A 19,874-nucleotide genomic window follows, 5' to 3' on the forward strand; every position below is an offset into this window, starting at 1 on the left:
AATCAGTGGATGCGCATCGCTTCGTCTACAAATCCCATGGGCTTTCTCAATCGTGGCTTCGGTGTCAAAGAGTGGGAGGCTAAAAATTTCCGAAGTAATCATCATGATCTGCAGGCAACTTCGCCCAGCCTGTCTGGCACCACGGCTCGCCAGGTCCAATCGAACTGGCGCTGCTGACGGACGATAACTTGAAAAAACAGGCGTTTGGGCTGCAAGGTTCCGGACCCCGCATTGCTCACGCCCCTACGCGTGCCTACCTTCGGCTTAGAAACACAAACCGGTCACGATCGCTCAGGTCCTTCACAGACTCGAATACGCCAAAACCCGCGTTGTCCGCCAGTTTCCTGAGTTCGGCGTGCTGCGCGATTCCGGTTTCCAGCGCCAGGCATCCACCCTCAGGCAGATGATTCGCCGCTGTTCGCAGGATGACGCGAATGTCGTCGAGCCCGTCTGCGCCTGCAACGAGTGCGCCATGCGGCTCAAATTCTCTAACCTCGGGACGCGTTTCGTTCAGCTCGTGCTCCGCCAGGTAGGGAGGGTTGGCTGCGATCAGCGCAAACTTTCGTTCGGCATCAACGCCTGAAAACCAGTCGGACTTGAGAAACTGGACGCGATCGCCCAATCCCGTGGTCGCGGCGTTTTCACCCGCCAGTGCAAGCGCTTCCTCGCTCTTGTCCACGGCGGTGACCCGGGCATCGGGAAACGCCTTGGCAAGTGCGAGCGCCAGGGCCCCCGTTCCGGTTCCGAGATCGAGAATTTCAGCAGGCGGCGTTTCGCGGAGGCGCTCCACGAGCAGCTCAACCAGGTATTCGGTCTCGGGACGCGGAATCAGCGCGCGTCGATCGCATTTGAGCACGAGACCTGCAAACACCGTCTCACCGAGTATGTACTGCAGCGGTTCGTGCGCGGCGCGACGTCGCAGCAGCGGCCGGATCTTTTCCAGCTCCGACTCCAGCAGCATGCGCTCGAACTGCACATAGAGCTGCATGCGCTTCAGACCCAGCGCATGCCCGACAAGCCATTCAGCGTTGAAGCGCGGATTCTCGATTCCCTTGCCTGCAAGAAAGTCGGTCGACTTCCTGATGATATCGAGCAGGGATGTCATGCGTTGCAGGAACCTCGCAAATCGTCACTCACTCATCTTCGCGGTCAGAGCCGCGCTTGAGGACAAAGGACTGGCCGGTTAGCGCGGCGAATTTCTCCTCGAAATCCACCTTCTGCAGCGCGGCTATGATCTCTGCGATGTCGCCCTCCATCACCTGGGGCAGGTTGTACAGCGTCAGGCCGATGCGGTGATCGGTCATGCGATTCTGCGGAAAATTGTAGGTTCGGATGCGCTCGCTGCGGTCTCCGGTGCCTATCTGACTCTTGCGCTGGGCGGCGTATTTGGCGCGCTCCTCGTCCTCCTTCATCTTGAGCAGACGGGACCGCAGCACGGCCATGGCGCTGGCCTTGTTCTTCTGCTGTGAGCGTCCATCGGCACAAAATACGATCATGCCGGTGGGCTTGTGAATGATTCTGACCGCGGAGTCGGTCGTATTGACCCCCTGCCCGCCGGGCCCGCTGGCCCGCTGCACCGTGATCTCCAGATCCTGGGGATCGATGTGCAGGTCGACATCCTCCGCCTCGGGCAGGACAGCCACGGTGACAGTCGAAGTATGGATGCGCCCGTTCGCCTCCGTTGCGGGAATCCGCTGCACACGATGCACGCCGCTCTCAAACTTGAGCTGCTTGTAGACGTCACTTCCGGTGATGAGAAAGCTGACCTCGCGAAACCCACCGCGCTCGCTGACGCTGCTGCTCATCGGCTCAATCTTCCATCCGGAATTGTCGGCGAACTTCTGGTACATGCGGCAGAGTTCGGCGGCGAACAAGGCAGCCTCCTCGCCCCCCGTGCCGGCACGGATCTCCATCACGGTGTTGCGGGAATCCGTGGGCTCCGGAGGAATCATCGCCACCACAATTCTTTGGCGCAGCTGCTCGCGACGGGCCTGGAGTTCGGGGAGTTCCGCGGCGGCGAGTTCCCTGAGTTCAGAGTCACCTGCGGGATCGCGCAGCAGCGCCTCAGCCTCAGCAATCTCCACCTCTGTCCTTTCCATCGTCCGGTGATCGGCCACAAGCTGCCCCAGCTTCTGCTGCTCCCGGCTCACCTCGGTGGCGCGCCGGGCGTTGGCGTAGAACGACGGCGCGGCCATCTGGGCGTCGAGTTCTTCCAGACGCCGCTGAAATGGAATGATCGAAGGTAGCTGATCCATGCTTTTGAGTGATAGGACCCTTCAGGGCCCGGTTATTTGCGAATTGCGTGGCAGACCTTCCGCGGATTTGTTCGCGGTTCGGCCCCGAAAGGCACCTCTCCCGCCTAACGGTGTTGATCAACGATGGCCACGACGCTTTTCACTCAAAACACCATCGCCTGCATCTGGGATTTCGACAAGACCTTAATCCCGGAATACATGCAGTCGCCCCTTTTCCGGCGTTTCGGCATTGATGAACCCACGTTCTGGAACGAGACCAACAGCCTCGTCGATCACTATCGCCGCCGAGGCTACCAACTCTCCGGCGAGATTGCTTACCTGAACCACCTGCTGACCTACGTGCTTGCGGGGAAGATGCCCAAATTGAGCAACCGCCTGCTTCGTGAATGCGGAAAGGAAATCAAATTTTATCCCGGCCTGCCGCAGTTTTTCGAGCGCTCAAAGGGCTTTGTGCGGGAGCGCGATCTCCACACCAAACATGAGATTCAGCTTGAACACTACATCGTCAGCACCGGTCTGGCGGAAATGGTGCGAGGCAGCGCGATCGCCGGATGCGTCGATGGAATCTGGGGATGCGAATTCATCGAGAACCCCCTGCAGCCCGGATTCCTCAGGCAGAAGGAACTGGCCATCGATGCGGATGCCGTGATCGCGCAGATCGGCATGGTGATCGACAACACCACCAAGACGCGCGCGCTGTTCGAAATCAACAAGGGCACCAACAAGAACCCCGCGATCGACGTCAACGCAAACATCGCCCCGGAGGATCGGCGCATCCCGTTTCAGAACATGATCTACATCGCCGACGGCCCGAGCGATGTCCCCAGTTTTTCAGTCGTCAAGAAAGGCGGCGGCAAGGCCTATGCCGTCTACAATCCCGACCGCCCCGAGGAGTTTGCCCAGAACGACCGCCTCCGTCAGGTTGGACGCATCGACCACTACGGGCCCGCCGACTATGCCGATGGAAGCAGCACCTGCCAATGGCTGCGACTGCAGATTCATGCGATCTGTGATCGCATCGTGGCTGATCGCGAAAGTGCTGTGGCAACCCGGGTATCCCGGCCGCCGCGGCACCTCAATCACTCGCTTGAGGAAGAAGCAGTGAGGAAGCAATCCAAGGCCCCGAAGCAGCAGTCCTTTCTGGAGTAGATGGCGTTGCGCCGGGCCGGCGCCGTCCCATCCCACGGACCCACGCGGCTACTGCCCTTCGTTCCTGGCGGTCCGCTGCTTGAGCGACTCGACGATGTTGGTCACGCGCTTCGCGTACTGATGCGTTGCCGCCGGGATGCGCCCATTCAGGGTGGCCGACAGCCCGGCATTCCAAGCCAGGGCTATTCGATAGGGTGTGACGGCCAGACCGGCCCGTTCAAACCCCCGTTTCAGCCACTCATAGTGCTTGATCGCAACGGCATCCGAGTGGGTCCGTTCACGGGCATATTCGAATGGCAAAGTGGTGTAGTTGTACCAAGTGGACCTGCGAAACTGATAGGCGCCCAACTCGCCGAAGGGTCCAGGTGCCGGGCTGTTATTCGGATTCTCCACCCAATGGATCGCCTCCAAGATTTCCCATCGGTCCGAGCCGTGGAGTTCGCATGCCAGGGACAAGCCCCAGCACACCGCTACTGCGCCCGCCCAGCGGGCCAAACCCGTCTTTTGAGTCGATCGTCCGGTCGCTACGCGGATCTTTTGAATGGATTTACTGACAACTGCGTTCATCGATCCGCTTTGCAGCGGACGGATATTGACGCCATTTTTCCCCCAAGGTTCGAGCCAAACTACCGGTGATGTTACAACTACTTGCGTTTCAAGGCAAAGGGATTGTTTTATTTAGGGGTTCCACCCTAGAAAACCGTCAAATTTGATCAATGCAGCAGCCACGATCGAAGCATCTCGGTCCTGCACTCCGCCAAAAACTACTCAAAATTAAAAGGCTTTCCCGCCGTTTGTCGCGCACGAAATTTGTGGTTCGATCAAATTTCCGCACTCTTTTGATCCTCACATTCAACCTCCCCGCCCCCGCTTGGGATTTCCGGCTCCGATGCATTGGCAGCAGACCTAGGTCGATTTAGCCGTGAAACGGACCAAATGGCGCGCCACGCCTGTTGTAGCGTCGGAACGGGAGCGCCTAGCCGGATGTTTTCTGTACCGATTTGAAAAGCCCGATTCCAAAGGCTCCATTGCAGTCGCCACCCCTGCCAGACGGATTGGCGGGATTCGGCCAGTCTGGGCCAGGCACTCAGGCCCGGGCCAATTGCGACGACCGCAATTTCTCCTCGCAAGAAGGCTCCCTTGCCATCCGCCCGCACGCGGATGTTCCCGAATTGGAATCCAGGTATGGCATGGCTGATGGCTTCAATGGCCGACATGATTTGCGGCGTCACCACCTCACACGCTTCAGACAGCACCTCACGGTACCTCGTCCCGCAGGGCATGGCTAGCGAAACGGACTCACCCGGAACCGGAATGTCGTCGAGTCGCGCGGAGGACGCCTTGAGCAATCCCTCGGCGAGGTGGATCGTCTCGTCTGATGCAAGAATGAGTTCCTCTAGGGAGTGGACTCCATCACCGGTCACAGCAAGGGGATGCCACTCAGTAATGGCAATTGCGTGGCCTCTTTTGCCTCCATGCGAACGACAGTAGAGGATGTCGAAAGTATTTAGGGTGTCATGCGTTTGCACAACTCCAGCATGGGAAAGCAGGCGAAAGCAGTCCGATTGGCAGCCAGTACTTGGTGTTCTTTTCATGCCCGCGTTCACGGCGGCAAAAGCCGTCAGTCTGCGATGCCAGAGGCCCAATGCCAGGACATGAATCGCCACAGGAAGATATTTCGCCCAGCGCGGCCAGTTCGCCCAGCGGGTCAATCGGAGCCACCGCGACAACAGGATTCGCCGTCCCCTCCAAGATGACAAGCGAATGGCCAATTTCAGAAAGATCCAGATGAGTAAACCCGCTGCCGCCAGCATCGGCACGGTCCGTTCCCATGCATGGAGCAAATCGAGCAGTCGTGCTCCCGCCCAGACTGTTCCACCCACCAGGAGTGGTGTCCAAATGAGACAACCGAGCGCAAACCAGCCAATGAATGGCGGCCATGGCACTCGCAGGATGCCGGCTGCCAGATAGGCTGGAAGCCGAATGCCCGGCATAAAGCGTGTCGCCAGAACCAGTCGCCCTCCCCTGCTCTTGAACCACTTTTCCGCCCTCTCAATCCGTTCCGGTGAGACCCGAGTGCGCACCAGGCGCATTTCCAGCATCGGCCGGCCAAGCGTCCGGCCAATAGCCACAAGCAATATGTCACCCATGAAGATGCCAATCATGCAGGCCGCCAGCACCGGCCAGAACGGCGCCTTTCCGCTGGCGACCAGCAAACCCGCCCCAATGCAGGTCAGATCCTCGCTGAGAAGCGTCGCCAGCGCCAGGCCAACGAGTGCCAGCCAGAGGGATCCACTGGAAAACTGCGCGGCAACCGAGTCAGAGATCATCCCCTGGAAATCCTCGTTAGTTTCATGATTAACCTGTCCCTTACTCTGTCGCACCTGTCGAATCACAGGAAGCACTTTCGCGCAGGTCGTCCAGTCGTTCACCCCAGTCAATTCGCTACCGTCACATCCGGAAGCATCTGCGAAGGGTGGACAAGGCCGTCGCCCCGCAACGCGCAACACTCCGGTTTTCTCCGCTTTTCTCCTCCGCAGAATCCTGTAGGAAACCCGCGTGGTTATCGATGCCCACACACATCTCTACGCACCGGAGGTTTCCGCTGCTCCCCAGGCGTGGGCAAATGCAAACCGGGAGTTCATCTGGCTTCAGGCCGTCGCTCCGGCGAACCGCGCCTCGATTCAAGGCTGGGCCTCGGTTGATCAACTCCTGAGGGACATGGACGAGGCCGGTATCGATCGAGTCGTGCTGCTTGGCTGGTACTGGGAACACCAGGCGACCGCCGATATGCAGAACGGCTGGTCCACCAACTGGATCCGCGCCCACCCTGACCGGCTCAGCGCATTTGCAGCTGTCACGCCGTCACTCAATGGGAACTGGCTCGATTCCACCCGCCAGGCGCTCGACAACGGCTTCTGCGGCATCGGCGAACTCCTGCCGCAGGCCCAGGGCTTCAGTTTCAAAGAGGACAGTTTTGCCGCGCTCATGGCGCTCGCCCGCGAATACCAGTTGCCCACCAACCTGCATGTGAGCGATCCGGTTGCCGCAGCTCGAAGCGCCGCCCTGATTCCGACACCCTTGGAGGAACTTGTGCAAATGGTGTCGGACTTCCCCGAAAATCTCTTCATCCTGGCCCACTGGGGCGGTGGGCTCCCCTTCCATGAGCTCAATCGCGGCATGGGCGCGCGCTTCCGGAATGTCTTTTACGACACCGCCGCCTCCGCCCTTCTCTACGATGCGTCAGTCTATCGACGGGTGTGCGATCTGGTGGGTGCTGGGCGCATCTTGTTCGGCACCGATTATCCCCTGCTCACCCACCCGCGAACCGCCACGAAACCGGGCTTCACCCTCGACCTGCAGGATGCCCGGTTGTCGGGTCTCACCGAAGCAGAACTTCATAGCATTCTCGGCGAAAACACCCGGCGGCTGCTGCGCCTGAAGTAACCAAATCTCCAATGCCACGCTGTCTGCCCTGAGCCACGTAACCGCGTTCAAATGCCTTCCTCCCCAGGGACTCCCATGCGCCTCTGCAAAATCGCGCTCCTCGCCGCGGTCGGCGTCCACCTGCTCCTGGTGGTCTTCAACAACCTGTCCGACTACGGCTCCAACCTCGCCTTTGTGCAACACGTGCTGGGCATGGATACACTCTTCTCGGGCGACACCAATCGCTGGCGGGCGCTTTACGGCACGGCTGCCACGGATGGCTCGCAATGGCTGCACCACGCAGCCTACCTCGTCATCATTGCCTGGGAGGCAGCCGCCTGCGGGTTGATCCTGCTCGGCGTCGCGCGACTCTGGCAGTTGCGTGGCGTTTCAGCGAATGCGTTCAATGCCGCAAAATCGCTCGGGACCATCGGACTGACGGTCTCTCTGCTCCTATGGTTTCTCGCCTTCATCAGCATCGGCGGCGAATGGTTCCTCATGTGGCAGTCGAAGACCTGGAATGGACTGGACGCCTCCTTCCGCATGTTCGCCTGCACGGGGATTGTTCTCATCTTTCTGAACCAGCGGGACGTCGACACATGAGCCTTCGATCATCCGTCGCCCGCAAATGATTTCGATTCTGCCGCCATGCCGCATCTGAAAGATTGCATCGTTCTGACCGGACCCGATCTGCACCCCCACCGGTGCGTCCGTTTTGCCTGGGAGGCTGACACCATCACCGCCATCGATGCGGGCGCGCCCGTCGTCTCCCTCGCCAGTGAAGGCGCCGGAACGCAGGTCGTGATTCCCGGACTCTACAACAGTCACACCCACATGGGAGACAGCGCACTCCCCGATGGGGCGACAGGCCTCACGCTCGAACAAGGATTCTTCCGTCCCCACGGATACAAGTACCGGGAACTGGCGCGCCTCGCGGACGAAACCCATTTTCCGCACATCGCCAACCACCTTCGGTACATGGCGCGAACGGGCACGGTCTGCCACATCGACTTCCGCGAACAAGGGCCGGATGGAGCGCGCCTCCTCCGCAGGGCGAGCGAACAAACCGGAGTGCAGTCGATCATTCTTTCACAATTCAACGGAGTTCCATTCAGCGAGGCCGAGCTGCGGGAGAACCGCCGCAGTCTGCCCGAGCGCGCCCGTGCTGAACTCGCCGAAATGCTTTCCGTCGCCGATGGTTTCAGCGAAAGCACGATGAACGATCTCACTGACAGCGCCTGGACGGAGATCCGACGCGCGACGTCGGCGAAGGGAAAGTTGAGGGCGATTCATTGCCTGGAAAACGCGGGCTACCGGGAAAGGTCCATCGCCACCACGGGTCGCGGCGATCTCGTCCGTGCAATCGAAATCTTCGATCCCCACGTCATCGTCCATCTCACTGTTGCCAACGCGGAAGAGATCGCACTCCTGGTTCGTTCACGAAAAACCGCGGTGCTCAATCCTCGCGCAAATGCCAGCCTCGGGCTGCCTCTCCCGCCGGTCGCCGCGCTTCTAAAGGCCGGGGCGAATCTCCTGCTGGGCACTGACAATGGCATGCTCAACTCTCCGTCCCTGCTCGCCGAACTCGACTTCACCTGCAGGCTGGCCAAATCGCAATACGCCGACGCCATCCATCCGGATCCGGCTTCCATTCTGAAGATGGTCACCTCCAACATCCGTGCCGTTCTTGGTGGAGACCACTTCGGGTGCCTGGACAAGGGTCTCCCCGCCTCCTTTGCCGTTCTCGATTTCCGACAACCGCATCTTCGCGCAAGCCGGCACCTGCTCGCGAGCATTCTGACCCGGGTTACGCCGGAAGATGTGATTGCAACCTACCGCCACGGCCGTGCCCTGTGGAAATCCCCTGGATTTTCCCTTTCATAGGAAATTTGGAACTTTCCTCTCCCCCATGGCCCGCGAATCTCCACTGCTCCGATTTCAATCGCTCCTTTCGTCGGCGTTTGGCGACGGCACCTTGATCAAATTGACACTGGGCAAGCCCGCGCCGGGCCGCCGGGATCCTGGCTTGAGAAATCTCTATGTGCGGCCGGTGATCCTGAAATCCGGTCCACACTGCACCCTGGTCTATCGCTACGCGACGAAGGACATCACAAAAAATCTTTCGCCCGCTGCGGCTCTGGAACAGGTGCGCGCGATGCTGGGTGTTGACTTCCTCGATGCCCATCTCTTCACGCCACTGCAGTCGGCGCAGATCGAAATCGCGGCCTCCGGGGAGGCTCGGCTCCGGGAGAAGGTCGTAGCTCAGGCACCCGCATCGAGCAGCGAAAGCCACGACCGCGAAAAACGGCACACTGTTCCCTCGAACGCACGCTGGCTCCATGCACTCGGAGTGACCAATGCGGCGGGGCGGCCGCGAGAAGGCATGTCTGCAAAACTGCGCCAGATCCAGAAGTTCACGGAAATCCTGGAGGCTCTTCTGATCGAGGCCGGGCTGGTCGCTCCGCCAATGGACGGGGCGCCCGGCACCCCTCCGCCCCCGTTTACCATTGCTGACATGGGATGCGGGAAGGGTTATCTTACTTTTGCCGCAGCGAGCGTTCTGGGCTCGCGAGCGCGGGTCGTGGGCGTGGAAACGAGGGAGAATTTGGTGAAACTTTGTTCAGAAGTCGCCCGCCAGACCGGGATGGAATCGTTGAGTTTTGTACAGGGAGACATCGCCTCGGTGGAACTGCCTGGAAACACCGGCTGCGAAGTTCTGATCGCGCTCCATGCCTGTGACACCGCGACGGACGATGCGCTGGCCCGCGGCATTGCCGCCGGCGCGCGACTCCTGGTTGTCTCCCCATGCTGCCAGAAGGAGCTGCGCCCACAGATGCAGTCTCCCGCCATTCTGGCGGATGCCCTGCGGTACGGCATATTCCTCGAACGCCAGGCCGAGTTTGTGACCGACGCCCTGCGGGCCCAGCTTCTGGAGTGGGCCGGCTACCGCACCAAAGTGTTTGAATTCGTGAGCACGGAGCACACCGCGCGAAACATCATGATTGCGGCAATCAAGGATCACCCGCGAGGACAGCAGGGGCGATTGCATCGCCTGAGAAACTTCGCAGGATTCTACGGCGTGCGGTCTCAAGCGCTGGCAAGGCATCTTGGCGTGGACCTGGCAGCAGAGGAAGTGTCGTGACCTGGGATTCCCTCGACTGGAGCATTCTGGATCGCCTGCGGACACAGTTCCTGGACCGCACAGTTGCGTCAGGAGCCTACTGGCGGACGTCCGACGATCTCGCGGCCTATGACCTGACCTACGGCGAGCGCATAGGATGGAAATGGGATGCGGTTTTCGCCGAATTGCGCCTGCGCCAATGGCGTCCAGCGGGAAGGAGCGCGCTGCGAGTGATGGACTGGGGGTGCGGCTCGGGCATCGCCGGGAGGCGAGTCATTGAGTGGCTCGGACCAGCGGCGATTGCATCCCTCTCCGTATGGGACCATTCTGCCATTGCGCGCCGTTTCGCCGTCGAAAGAGCACGGGAACAATTTCATGGCATCGCTGTTCACGAATCGACTCAGCCCGGGGAATCTTGCGACATCCTTGTTGTCAGCCACGTCTTGAATGAGTTGGCGCCCGAGGCAGAGGCATCCCTGCTTCGGTGCATGGCGGAAGCCTCTGCGATTCTCTGGGTGGAGCCGGGAACCCATGCCGTCGCGCGCGCACTGCAGCGACACCGCGACAAGCTGCTGGCCGATTTTCACGTCGTGGCTCCCTGCACGCATCAGGCGGCCTGCGACCTCAACTCGACGGAGAACGAGCGGCATTGGTGCCACCACTTCGCGACACCCCCTGTCGGCATCTATTCCGACGGCAACTGGGTGCGATTCGGTCAGCGCGCGGGAATCGATCTTCGCAGCCTGCCCTATTCCTTCCTCGTCCTTGACAGAACACCGTCGGAGACACCGCCCAAAACGCCCGCCGCCCGCGTGATCGGCCGACCGGAGGCCTTCAAGCCCCATGTGCGACTGCTTGGCTGCGAGCAGGATGGCGTGCGTGAACTCAGCGTGCACAAACGCGACTGCCCCGACCTGTTCAGGCAACTGCAGAAGAACAAGGGGCCGCTGCTCTACACCTGGCGCCGCCAGGAGGACAGAATCGTTTCGGGCACGAGCTTCATCCCGTAGGGTTGTTTCCTGGGAGGAACCATCGGGCGGATGAAAACCCGCTATTGTGTTTGCGCCGCAATTGTCCAGGCTCCGCTGCAAAAGCCGGCCACAATTGCATACTGCGGTGAGAATCCAGACGCCATCCCTTCGACCGCCTTCGCCAGGACGCATGAAGGTCGTCGCCTGTCTGCTTGTTGCGATGACAACGATGGCTGCCTTTGCGACCGACACCGGCGCGGCAAGGGACGCGTCCGGGCGCACGGAACGAAAGCGCCGCGAAGAAGCCTCTGCGAAGAGCGCCGCGAAGCCCGAGACCGCGGAGAACGCACCGCGCGGTCAGTCAAAGGATCGATCAGGAGCGGACACCTCATCCTCCCGCGCCCGCGTCTGGCTCACCTGACCGGCAGACTGTCATCTCCGAATCAAACCCCAAAATCCGCCTTCCAAGGCAAAAGGGGTCAAACCTCACTTTTCGCATATTTCAGGATCAATCGATCAATGCCGGATCACAATCGCGCTCCCAAAAAGCACTGGCGCTTCCCTCCTGTCGGACAGCGAGAACTGGAAGTCAGTCTTGATGCATTCGAATTGGCTGGATGATCACTTCCTGGGGGACCTGGGCAGAGGCTCCGAACAGCGCGGGCAAGCTCGTCTCCAGCCACTCGAAATGCTGTCGCCAACTCCCTTTGGAAACCCATAGAACACCATGGACGTCCCCCCGGCATGAACATTCCCATCGTCGACACACATCAGCATCTCTGGGATCCGAATCGCTTCAGCTATTCCTGGATGCAGGCTTTGCCATCGATCCGAAAGCGCAGTATGATCCCCGAATACCGGGAAGCAACCCACGGCTTCGACATCGTGCGCACAGTCTATGTCGATACGGATGTCGACGAGCCGGATCTCGCCACTGAGGCGACCGCGATCTTTTCCCTCGCCGGAGATCCTGCGAACCGGCTCGACGGTCTTGTCATGGGCGCGCGGTTGGAGAAACCGAATCCCCTGGACCACCTTGCGCCCTGGCTGACGCACCCGAAACTCAAGGGAATTCGCCGCGTGCTGCACACGCAACCGGACGAGCTTTCGCAACAGCCCCAATTTCTCGCCAACGTGCGATCGCTCGCGGACCTGCATCTCTCCTTCGACCTGTGCGTGCTCGCCCGCCAGCTGCCCCTCGCGCTTGAGTTGGCGCGTCAATGTCCCGCCGTGAGCTTCATCCTCGACCATTGCGGTGTTCCCGACATCAGGGGCGGAGGACTCGACCCCTGGCGCACTCACCTGAATGATCTCGCGCGTGAACCCAACGTGAGCTGCAAGATAAGCGGACTCGTCGCCTATGCGGATCCGCAGTCATGGACCATCGAGGATCTTCGCCCGTACTTTGAACATGCAATCACCGCTTTCGGCTGGGATCGCGTCCTGTGGGGAGGGGACTGGCCGGTCTGCACTCTGACCTGCCCCATGGGCGACTGGATAGGCGCCGCCTTCAAGCTGACAAGCTCAGCCAGCCCCGATCAGCGCGACCGACTGTTTCGGCGCAATGCTGAACGGATATACCGTCTGAACTGAGTAGCTTGCACGGGAGCGTCTATGTCCTCCGGCCCCCAATTGTGTTTTGCATTCATCTTGATATCAATCATTTGCCGCTAAAAACTGCGAATGGGGATTTCGACCGATTTTCACCTTGTCCGTCATCGGAGTGACCGGCACAAGAAAGCCCCGTGTGCGCCGCGCAATCACTCACCGCAGCAGAAGTCCACGCCGCCGTCGACAGGCTGGTAAGGGCCATTTCCGAAAAGCACCGCGGCGAGACAGGGATCATCCTGCTCGGCATCGCCAATGGCGGCATCACCCTCGCCCGCCGACTCGGTGCCCGCCTCAACTTGAAACACGTCGGTACGCTGGACATCTCTTTCCATCGCGACGACATCGGGCGCAACCCCATACCGAAGGAATTTGCGCCGACGGTCATTCCCGCCGACGTCAATGGCGCGGTCGTCATTCTGGTCGACGACGTGCTCTTCTCCGGGCGCACCGCAAAGGCGGCGCTCGATGAACTCTTTGATCACGGGCGTCCCGCCAGGGTTGAGCTCGCAGTACTGATCGATCGCGGCTGTCACAAGCTTCCCATCACGGCGGATTTCACCGGCATGAGTCTCGAGGCCGGTGAGGACGAGAAAATCAACGTTCTGCTTGACCCCGCACGACCGGCCAGTGACACGGTTCAAATCGTCGCCGCAAAACGCAACGCCCGCTAGCCCCTCCCCTTCATGCCCTGGACCCGCCGCCACCTGATCACGCTAGAGGAGCTAAGCCTCGCCGAAATCGAGCAAATTCACAGGACCGCAACGGCGTTCAAGAAGATCCTCCTGCGCAGCGTGAAGAAAGTCCCCGCGCTGCGCGGAAAAACGATCGTCAACCTCTTCCTCGAACCCAGCACGCGCACGCGCATGGCGTTCGACATGGCCGCCAAACGGCTCAGCGCCGACGTGATCTCGCTCGACGGCGCCAGCTCCTCGACGACCAAGGGCGAAACGCTGCGCGACACCGCTCAGAACATCCAGGCGCTGAACGCCGACATGATCGTCCTGCGTCACGCCGCTTCGGGCTCCCCGCTCTACCTCTCCCGCATCCTCGACATTCCGGTCATCAATGCCGGTGACGGCGCCCACGAGCATCCCACGCAGGGACTTCTCGACACCTTCACCATGAAGGAGCACCTCGGCAGCCTGAAGGGCCGCAAGGTCGCCATCCTGGGCGACATCCTTTTCAGCCGCGTTGCGCGTTCCAACATTCACGCCCTCGCCAAAATGGGCGCGGCCGTCACGCTCTGCGGTCCCTCCACCCTCGTGCCCCACTGGTTCTCCGACCTCGGCGTGCAGGTCTCCCACGACCTCAAGTCGGCCCTCGCCGACGCCGAGGTTGTCATGCTTCTGCGGATACAGCACGAGCGCCAGTCGTCCGGCCACTTTCCCTCCATCGGCGAATACACCAGCAGCTTCGGACTCAACAAGACGCGCGCCTCCTGGCTGCACCCCAAGGCCATCATCATGCACCCGGGCCCGATCAACCGCGGCGTGGAGATCGACAGCGACCTCGCCGACGGCGAGCGCAGCGTCATTCTCCAGCAGGTGACCAACGGCATCGCGGTGCGCATGGCCGTCCTCTACCTGTGCGCCGGCGGCCAGCCCGAATCCGTGGAAACCAGCGACTAGCCATCACCCATCCCATGCCAGCCCTCTGGATCCAAAACGCCCGGGTCATTGATCCCGCCTCCAGGCGCGATGCACCCGGCGACTTGTTTGCCGAAAACGGCGTGATCGTCGAATCGCTCTCAGCCACTGCGCGCAAACGCGCCCGCAGGATCGACGCCAAAGGTCTCGTCGCCTGCCCGGGTCTCGTCGACATCCACGTTCACTTCCGCGAACCCGGCCAGACGCACAAGGAGACCATTGCGACAGGCTCGCGCGCGGCCGCCGCCGGCGGCTTCACCACCGTGGTGTGCATGCCCAACACCTCGCCGCCCGCCGACAACGCCGGCACCATCCAGTTCATCAAGGATGCGGTCGCGCGCGACGCCGTCATCAAGGTCCACCCGACCGGCTGCATCACCGCCGGCATGAAGGGCCAGGCCCTCGCCCCGATCGGTTCCCTCAAGCGCGCCGGCGTCGTCGCCATCACCGACGATGGCGACTGCGTGCAGTCCAACGAACTCATGCGCCGCGCGCTCGAGTACGCGAAGATGTTCGGCCTCCCCATCATGGACCACTGCCAGGACGCCTCCATGACGCAGGGTGCGGTCATGAACGAAGGCGTCGTCTCCACGCGGCTGGGCCTGCGCGGCTGGCCCAACGCCGCCGAGGATCTCATCGTCGCACGCAATGCCATCCTCTCGGAATACACCGGCGCCCATGTGCACATGCAGCACATCTCCTCGCGCTTCTCCGTCGACATCCTGCGCCGCGCCAAGTCCCGCGGCGTCAGGGTCACCGCGGAGGCGACGCCGCACCACTTCGCGCTCACCGACGAGGCGCTCGCCACCTACGACACCCATTTCAAGATGAACCCTCCGCTGCGCACGGAGGAGGACCGCCGTGCGCTCATCGCCGGGCTCAAGGACGGCACGCTCGACTGCATCGCCACCGACCATGCGCCGCACACCGACTACGAGAAGGACAAGGAGTTCGACTACGCGCCCAACGGCATCCTGGGGCTTGAGACCGCCCTGCCCGTCTCGCTGGAGATTCTGGTTCGCCAGAATAGATTCAAGCTGCCCTTCCTCATCGACCTGCTGACGCGCAAGCCGGCCGATATCCTCAACCTGACGGCCGGCAGTTTGAGCGAAGGAGCTCCTGCCGACATCTGCATCTTCGATCCGGAGGAGAACTGGCGCTACGACGCCAAGGCTGGCTTCAGCAAATCGAGCAACTCACCCTGGAGCGGGCAAACCCTCCGGGGCCGCGTTCGCTGGACGATTGTCAACGGCAGCGTCGTGCACGAATTGTAGTCAGATCGCCCACGCCTTTGTGGTCGGCCCTGCCGGAACACTGCCGCGATAGGAACCCGGAACTGGGTCGTAATGCAGCGCCTGCGTCGCTCCGGGTTCGGATGTGAAATATCCCAACAGGGTCAACCGCTTCACAAGCCGCCATCCGTCCGCCCAGGGCTCCGCCGAACCCGCGTCAATGATGCGAGCCTCCAGTTCATTCAGCAGCTTCTCCTGATCCGCCGGGCTGCGCTGAACAAAAGGCGGTTCATGCCCGTTTCCATCGCGCGAATCCAGCCTGTCCAGGAACGCACGCACTTGTTCCGCCGCCGCGGGCGGATGGCACTCCTCAAGCATCATCACAACAAATCGCCCGATGTGAATCGCTCCCGCTCCAGCGGAGTCCGCCGTGGAAGGAATGATTGTGTCGCCCACAATCGTGAGCAGATCCACCTCGCGTGAACTCCATCCTGCACTGCCGCCCAGCGCCGCCCAGGATGCGACCGGCAGGCTGCGCCAGATCGCGAGCGCACCGGCGGCCTGGCCGAGTTGGCGAAGGGCTTCGCGTCGATTCACAGGTTTCCCTTCTTCATTTCATCGACGGCGTGACTGGCCGCGCGCGCGGTCAGCGCCATGTAGGTCAGCGACGGATTCTGCGATCCGGTCGAAGGCATGCAGGCGCCGTCAGTCACAAAGACGTTGGGGCACGCATGAAGTTGGTTGGTTGAATTGAGCATCGACTTCCTGACATCGCGTCCCATCCGCACGCCACCCATCTCATGGATGTCGAGTCCAGGCGCCTGATGGGAGTCGCGCCTGACAATCCCCTTCACGCCCGCGGAAGCCAGCATTGCCTCGCCTTGTTCAAGGAAATCGGCGGTGAGCCGGTCGTCATTCTCCGTGTAGGCGATCGACGTCACCAACTGGGGGATTCCCCAGGCATCCCGGGCATCCGGCGAAAGTCTGACATGATTCTCAAAACGCGGCACCGTCTCCCCCTGCATCATCATGCCGATGGTCCATGGGCCGGGGCGAGTCAGCGACTGCTTGTACGCCGCGCCGACACCCGGCAGCGCCTCTCCGCGCGACCACCCCGCACGAGCCGCGTGGAAGAATGTCATGTATCCACGCTGGAATGACATCTCCTGGCGGCGCACATTCCGGAAATTCGGCATCATCACCTGCGTGGGCCGCCGCCCGGAATAGTACGAGTTCTCAAATCCCTCGATGTGTCCGCTGAGTGATCCGCGGTAGTTGTGAAAGGCCACGTGGCGCCCCAGCAGGCCATGGTCATTGCCCAGGCCCTTCGGAAAACGCTCCGACCGGGAGTTCAGCAGGATGAGATTGGTGTTCAGGCAGCCCGCATTCACGAAAACGATGCGGGCGAAAAACTCCGTCGACTGCATGGTGAGTGCGTCAATCACGCGAACCCCGCTGGCCCGCTGCGAGCGCGAATCGAACAGGATCGATTCGACCACCGAGTGCGGGCGAACCGTCAGATTCCCCGTCCGCTGCGCCCAGGGCAGCGTCGAGGAATTGGAACTGAAATAGCCGCCAAACGGACAGCCTCGCGCGCACTGGTTGCGAGCCTGGCATCGCGTGCGATTCTGCGCAATGTGCTGCGGCTCCATCGCCGTGAGGTGCGCGCACCGGCCTTGGATGACGTGGCGGTCGGAGAAGGCGGAAAGTATTCCTGAGCGCACGTGAGCCTCCACGTCATTCATCTCCCAAGCCGGGAGAAATTCGCCGTCCGGCAGCACATCGAGCCCGTCCCGGTTGCCGCTGACCCCGGCAAACCGCTCCACATGCGAATACCAGGAGGCCAGGTCTACGTAGCCGATCGGCCACTCGGCGAATCCGTCGCGCGCCGGCCCCTCGAAATCGAACCGACTCCAGCGCTGGACCTGACGGGCCCAGATCAACGACCGTCCCCCCACCTGGTAGCCGCGAATCCAGTCAAACGGCTTCTCCTGCACGTAGGGATGCTCGCCATCCTTCACGAAAAAGTGCCTTGTCGATTCCGAAAACGCGTAGCAGCGCGAAGCAATCGGATTGGCTTTCACGACCGAAAGAGGCAGCCTTCCCCGGTGCGGCAGATCCCAGGGATCCGCCAGCGCCGTCGGATAGTCCGTGATGTGCTCGACCGGCCGCCCGCGCTCGAGAACGAGCGTTTTCAGACCCTTGTCGCAAAGTTCCTTGGCCGCCCAGCCCCCGCTGATGCCGGATCCAATGACAATCGCATCATACGTCTGCGTCTGTGCGCCGAGTGTGGTTGGGTGACTGGCCATGAATTCAATCGCGCATCAGCCGCACCGCGATCCATGCAGCGAATCCCCGGCCTGCGCAACATCGGACTCGAAGCGTGTGGCCGTAGCGCATGATAGCCGGTCGCCGGAGCGCCTGGGGAAATCAGGTTGAGCTTTCGTTCGCGTTGGTTGATTGTTGGCCTTCATGTCCGCGGATCTCGTCCAGCTCGTCACTTCCATCGCCCAACGCGCCCGCACGGCGTCGCTGGTCCTTGCGACCGCCTCCACCGAGCGAAAGAACCGGGCGCTGAGCCTTCTTGCCGATCTGCTGCCCGCCGCACAGGCGGAGCTGCTTGAGGGCAACGCACGCGATCTCGCGGCTGCTGTCGAGAATGGTCTGTCAAAGCCGCAGATCGACCGGCTCACGCTCACGCCCGCGCGCCTGGCCTCGCTCGCGGAATCCGTGCGCCAGGTCGCCTCCCTGCCAGACCCGGTCGGCGAGATCCTTGAATCCTGGACTCAGCCCAACGGCCTCAGGATCCGGAAGGTGCGCGTGCCCATCGGTGTCATCGGCATCATCTACGAGGCGCGCCCGAACGTGACCATCGATTGCGCGGTCCTTTGTCTGAAATCCGGCAACGCAGCGATCCTTCGCGGTGGCAGGGAAATCTTCCACACCAACACGGCCTTCGCCGCCGTGCTCGCAAGGGCGCTCGCCGGGGCGGACCTCCCAGCCGATGCGGTCCAGCTCATTCCCACGACGGACCGCGCCGCGTTAAACACGCTGCTGAAGCTCGACGCCCACATTCACTGCATCATCCCGAGGGGCGGCGAAAGCCTCATCCGCTTTGTCGTGGAAAACAGCTCCATTCCCGTGATCAAGCACTACACGGGCGTGTGTTTCATCTACCTCGACAAGGACGCCGACCCGGCCCTTTCCGAATCCATCGTCGTCAACGCAAAGGCGTCACGCCCCGGCGTCTGCAACGCCGTTGAGCAGCTGCTTGTCCACCGTGAAGCGGCGGAGCGCCTCCTGCCGGACCTGGCGCGCGCACTCGAGAGGAAGAAGGTCCAGTTGCGCTGCGATGCGCAGGCCATGGAAATCATCCAACGCTCAGTCGGGACAGCAGGCGCCGCAATTGTGCCGGCGACACCCGCGGATTTCACGACCGAATTCCTGGATCTCATCCTTGGCGTGCGCGTTGTTGACTCGCTGGACAACGCCATCGCGCTGATCAATCGCGACGGTTCCGCCCACACGGATGTGATCGTCACACAATCGGAATCCACTGCTCGTCAATTTCAGGCCAGCGTCGACAGCGCAGTCGTGGGCTGGAATGCAAGCACCCGTTTCAATGATGGCTTCGAATTCGGGTTCGGCGCTGAAATCGGAATCAGCACCGACCGTCTCCACGCACGGGGCCCCATGGGACTGCGAGAACTTTGCAGCTACAAATACCTGATGGACGGCACCGGACAAATACGCACCTAGGCGTGGTTGCAGAAAGCGCTTCTCGCGATTAGGTTCGTGCACAGTGAACATTTGCACGCCAAATACGTCTATGTTGCAGCCATGAAACCTTTCTCCCTGCCCTTGCCCGTCGTCATTTTTCTGGCCCTTCCCCTGAGCGCCTTTGCACAGGGAGGGAAGGAAACCAGCAGCCATGACCGGCCGGTGAGCATTTCGGGTCCCACAGACAAGCTCTCGCGGACCACGACAAACGCCGTATCCGCAGGCATTCCGTACAACGTGCCCGAGCCCCCGAAGAAGGAGCAACCACCTGAGCCCGTGATCGACCCCAACGATGCCGATCAGCCGGCCAATGGGATCATTCGACTGCCCAGTTACATCGTGACCGGCCAGCGCCCGCCCGTTTTCCGAGAGCGCGACATACACACGAAGAAGGGATTGGGCGAACTTGCGGTGAACCGCTATTTTTCGGAAACCGCCAAGGCGTTGAACAAATACACGCTGCCTTTTGTTGGAATGGGTTCCGAGTCCTACGCCATGATGATGCTCGAGCAGGACGAACGCCTGAAGAACATGCAGGATGCGAAGGAGAAAATCTCCCTGCTGCGCCAGACCGATCCCGTCGCCGCCGAACAGCTCAAGCGCGAGGTCGATCAGACGTTCATCCGCCGCTCACAGTTTGCCGAGCCACCCGGCGGAGCGGCCAGGTGATCACCGCGTCGCCG

At 61.4% G+C, this 19,874-nt stretch carries 19 protein-coding genes; 13 read left to right on the forward strand and 6 right to left on the reverse strand.

From position 1 onward, the window contains the following. Nucleotides 1-253: 253 nt before the first annotated feature. Both prmC and prfA read right to left on the reverse strand, forming a co-directional pair. Nucleotides 254-1,105 carry a peptide chain release factor N(5)-glutamine methyltransferase gene (gene prmC / locus HS122_11740; protein MBE7539073.1) on the reverse strand — a complete coding sequence of 284 codons (852 nt, stop codon included), beginning with the start codon at nucleotides 1,103-1,105 and terminating at the stop codon, nucleotides 254-256. A 28-nt stretch (nucleotides 1,106-1,133) separates the two neighbouring features. After that, nucleotides 1,134-2,255, reverse strand: coding sequence for a peptide chain release factor 1 (gene prfA, locus HS122_11745; protein MBE7539074.1), 1,122 nt, complete (start codon nucleotides 2,253-2,255; stop codon nucleotides 1,134-1,136). A 123-nt stretch (nucleotides 2,256-2,378) separates the two neighbouring features. On the opposite strand from prfA, the gene HS122_11750 reads away from it, so the two are divergent. Then, complete coding sequence (locus HS122_11750) at nucleotides 2,379-3,404, forward strand: haloacid dehalogenase-like hydrolase (protein ID MBE7539075.1); 1,026 nt, start codon at nucleotides 2,379-2,381, stop codon at nucleotides 3,402-3,404. A 48-nt stretch (nucleotides 3,405-3,452) separates the two neighbouring features. Here HS122_11750 and HS122_11755 read toward each other — a convergent pair whose 3' ends face one another. Together HS122_11755 and HS122_11760 are read right to left on the reverse strand one after the other, a co-directional pair. Continuing rightward, nucleotides 3,453-3,815, reverse strand: a complete 363-nt coding sequence (locus tag HS122_11755; GenBank protein ID MBE7539076.1) for a hypothetical protein — start codon at nucleotides 3,813-3,815, stop codon at nucleotides 3,453-3,455. 410 nt (nucleotides 3,816-4,225) lie between these two features. Continuing rightward, nucleotides 4,226-5,914: a DedA family protein gene (locus tag HS122_11760; GenBank protein ID MBE7539077.1), complete on the reverse strand. Its 1,689-nt coding sequence runs from the start codon at nucleotides 5,912-5,914 to the stop codon at nucleotides 4,226-4,228. A gap of 49 nt (nucleotides 5,915-5,963) precedes the next feature. Between HS122_11760 and HS122_11765 the strand changes: the two genes are divergently transcribed. The 10 genes from HS122_11765 to HS122_11810 all read left to right on the forward strand — a co-directional run bounded on the left by HS122_11765 (nucleotide 5,964) and on the right by HS122_11810 (nucleotide 15,453). After that, nucleotides 5,964-6,851, forward strand: a complete 888-nt coding sequence (locus tag HS122_11765) for an amidohydrolase (protein MBE7539078.1) — start codon at nucleotides 5,964-5,966, stop codon at nucleotides 6,849-6,851. 75 nt (nucleotides 6,852-6,926) lie between these two features. After that, nucleotides 6,927-7,433, forward strand: coding sequence for a DUF2165 domain-containing protein (locus tag HS122_11770; protein MBE7539079.1), 507 nt, complete (start codon nucleotides 6,927-6,929; stop codon nucleotides 7,431-7,433). Between the two features lie 45 nt (nucleotides 7,434-7,478). After that, nucleotides 7,479-8,714: an amidohydrolase family protein gene (locus HS122_11775; protein ID MBE7539080.1), complete on the forward strand. Its 1,236-nt coding sequence runs from the start codon at nucleotides 7,479-7,481 to the stop codon at nucleotides 8,712-8,714. Nucleotides 8,715-8,739: 25 nt separating this feature from the next. Further along, a complete protein-coding gene (locus HS122_11780) occupies nucleotides 8,740-9,972 on the forward strand; it encodes an SAM-dependent methyltransferase (GenBank protein MBE7539081.1) in 1,233 nt (410 codons plus the stop codon). Continuing rightward, a complete protein-coding gene (locus tag HS122_11785; protein MBE7539082.1) occupies nucleotides 9,969-10,961 on the forward strand; it encodes a hypothetical protein in 993 nt (330 codons plus the stop codon). Before HS122_11780 ends, HS122_11785 begins: the two co-directional genes overlap by 4 nt. 151 nt (nucleotides 10,962-11,112) lie before the next feature. Then, on the forward strand, nucleotides 11,113-11,343 hold the full coding sequence (locus HS122_11790) for a hypothetical protein (protein ID MBE7539083.1): 231 nt from the start codon (nucleotides 11,113-11,115) through the stop codon (nucleotides 11,341-11,343). Between the two features lie 323 nt (nucleotides 11,344-11,666). After that, complete coding sequence (locus tag HS122_11795; GenBank protein MBE7539084.1) at nucleotides 11,667-12,515, forward strand: amidohydrolase; 849 nt, start codon at nucleotides 11,667-11,669, stop codon at nucleotides 12,513-12,515. Between the two features lie 152 nt (nucleotides 12,516-12,667). After that, nucleotides 12,668-13,204, forward strand: coding sequence for a bifunctional pyr operon transcriptional regulator/uracil phosphoribosyltransferase PyrR (gene pyrR / locus HS122_11800; protein MBE7539085.1), 537 nt, complete (start codon nucleotides 12,668-12,670; stop codon nucleotides 13,202-13,204). Nucleotides 13,205-13,216: 12 nt separating this feature from the next. Beyond that, entirely contained in the window at nucleotides 13,217-14,161 is a 945-nt protein-coding gene (locus HS122_11805; GenBank protein MBE7539086.1) for an aspartate carbamoyltransferase catalytic subunit, read from the forward strand. Nucleotides 14,162-14,175: 14 nt separating this feature from the next. After that, nucleotides 14,176-15,453: a dihydroorotase gene (locus HS122_11810; GenBank protein MBE7539087.1), complete on the forward strand. Its 1,278-nt coding sequence runs from the start codon at nucleotides 14,176-14,178 to the stop codon at nucleotides 15,451-15,453. Here the strand turns inward: HS122_11810 and HS122_11815 are convergent, their stop codons facing one another. Beyond that, nucleotides 15,454-16,008: a gluconate 2-dehydrogenase subunit 3 family protein gene (locus HS122_11815; protein ID MBE7539088.1), complete on the reverse strand. Its 555-nt coding sequence runs from the start codon at nucleotides 16,006-16,008 to the stop codon at nucleotides 15,454-15,456. Beyond that, nucleotides 16,005-17,720 carry a GMC family oxidoreductase gene (locus HS122_11820; GenBank protein MBE7539089.1) on the reverse strand — a complete coding sequence of 572 codons (1,716 nt, stop codon included), beginning with the start codon at nucleotides 17,718-17,720 and terminating at the stop codon, nucleotides 16,005-16,007. Before HS122_11820 ends, HS122_11815 begins: the two co-directional genes overlap by 4 nt. Before the next feature lie 163 nt (nucleotides 17,721-17,883). Here HS122_11820 and HS122_11825 point away from each other — a divergent pair, with 163 nt between their 5' ends. Both HS122_11825 and HS122_11830 read left to right on the forward strand, forming a co-directional pair. Continuing rightward, on the forward strand, nucleotides 17,884-19,170 hold the full coding sequence (locus HS122_11825) for a glutamate-5-semialdehyde dehydrogenase (protein ID MBE7539090.1): 1,287 nt from the start codon (nucleotides 17,884-17,886) through the stop codon (nucleotides 19,168-19,170). Between the two features lie 81 nt (nucleotides 19,171-19,251). Then, on the forward strand, nucleotides 19,252-19,860 hold the full coding sequence (locus HS122_11830) for a hypothetical protein (protein ID MBE7539091.1): 609 nt from the start codon (nucleotides 19,252-19,254) through the stop codon (nucleotides 19,858-19,860). Nucleotides 19,861-19,874 lie beyond the last annotated feature (14 nt).

The organism is Opitutaceae bacterium (assembly GCA_015075305.1).
Lineage (GTDB): Bacteria > Verrucomicrobiota > Verrucomicrobiia > Opitutales > Opitutaceae > UBA6669.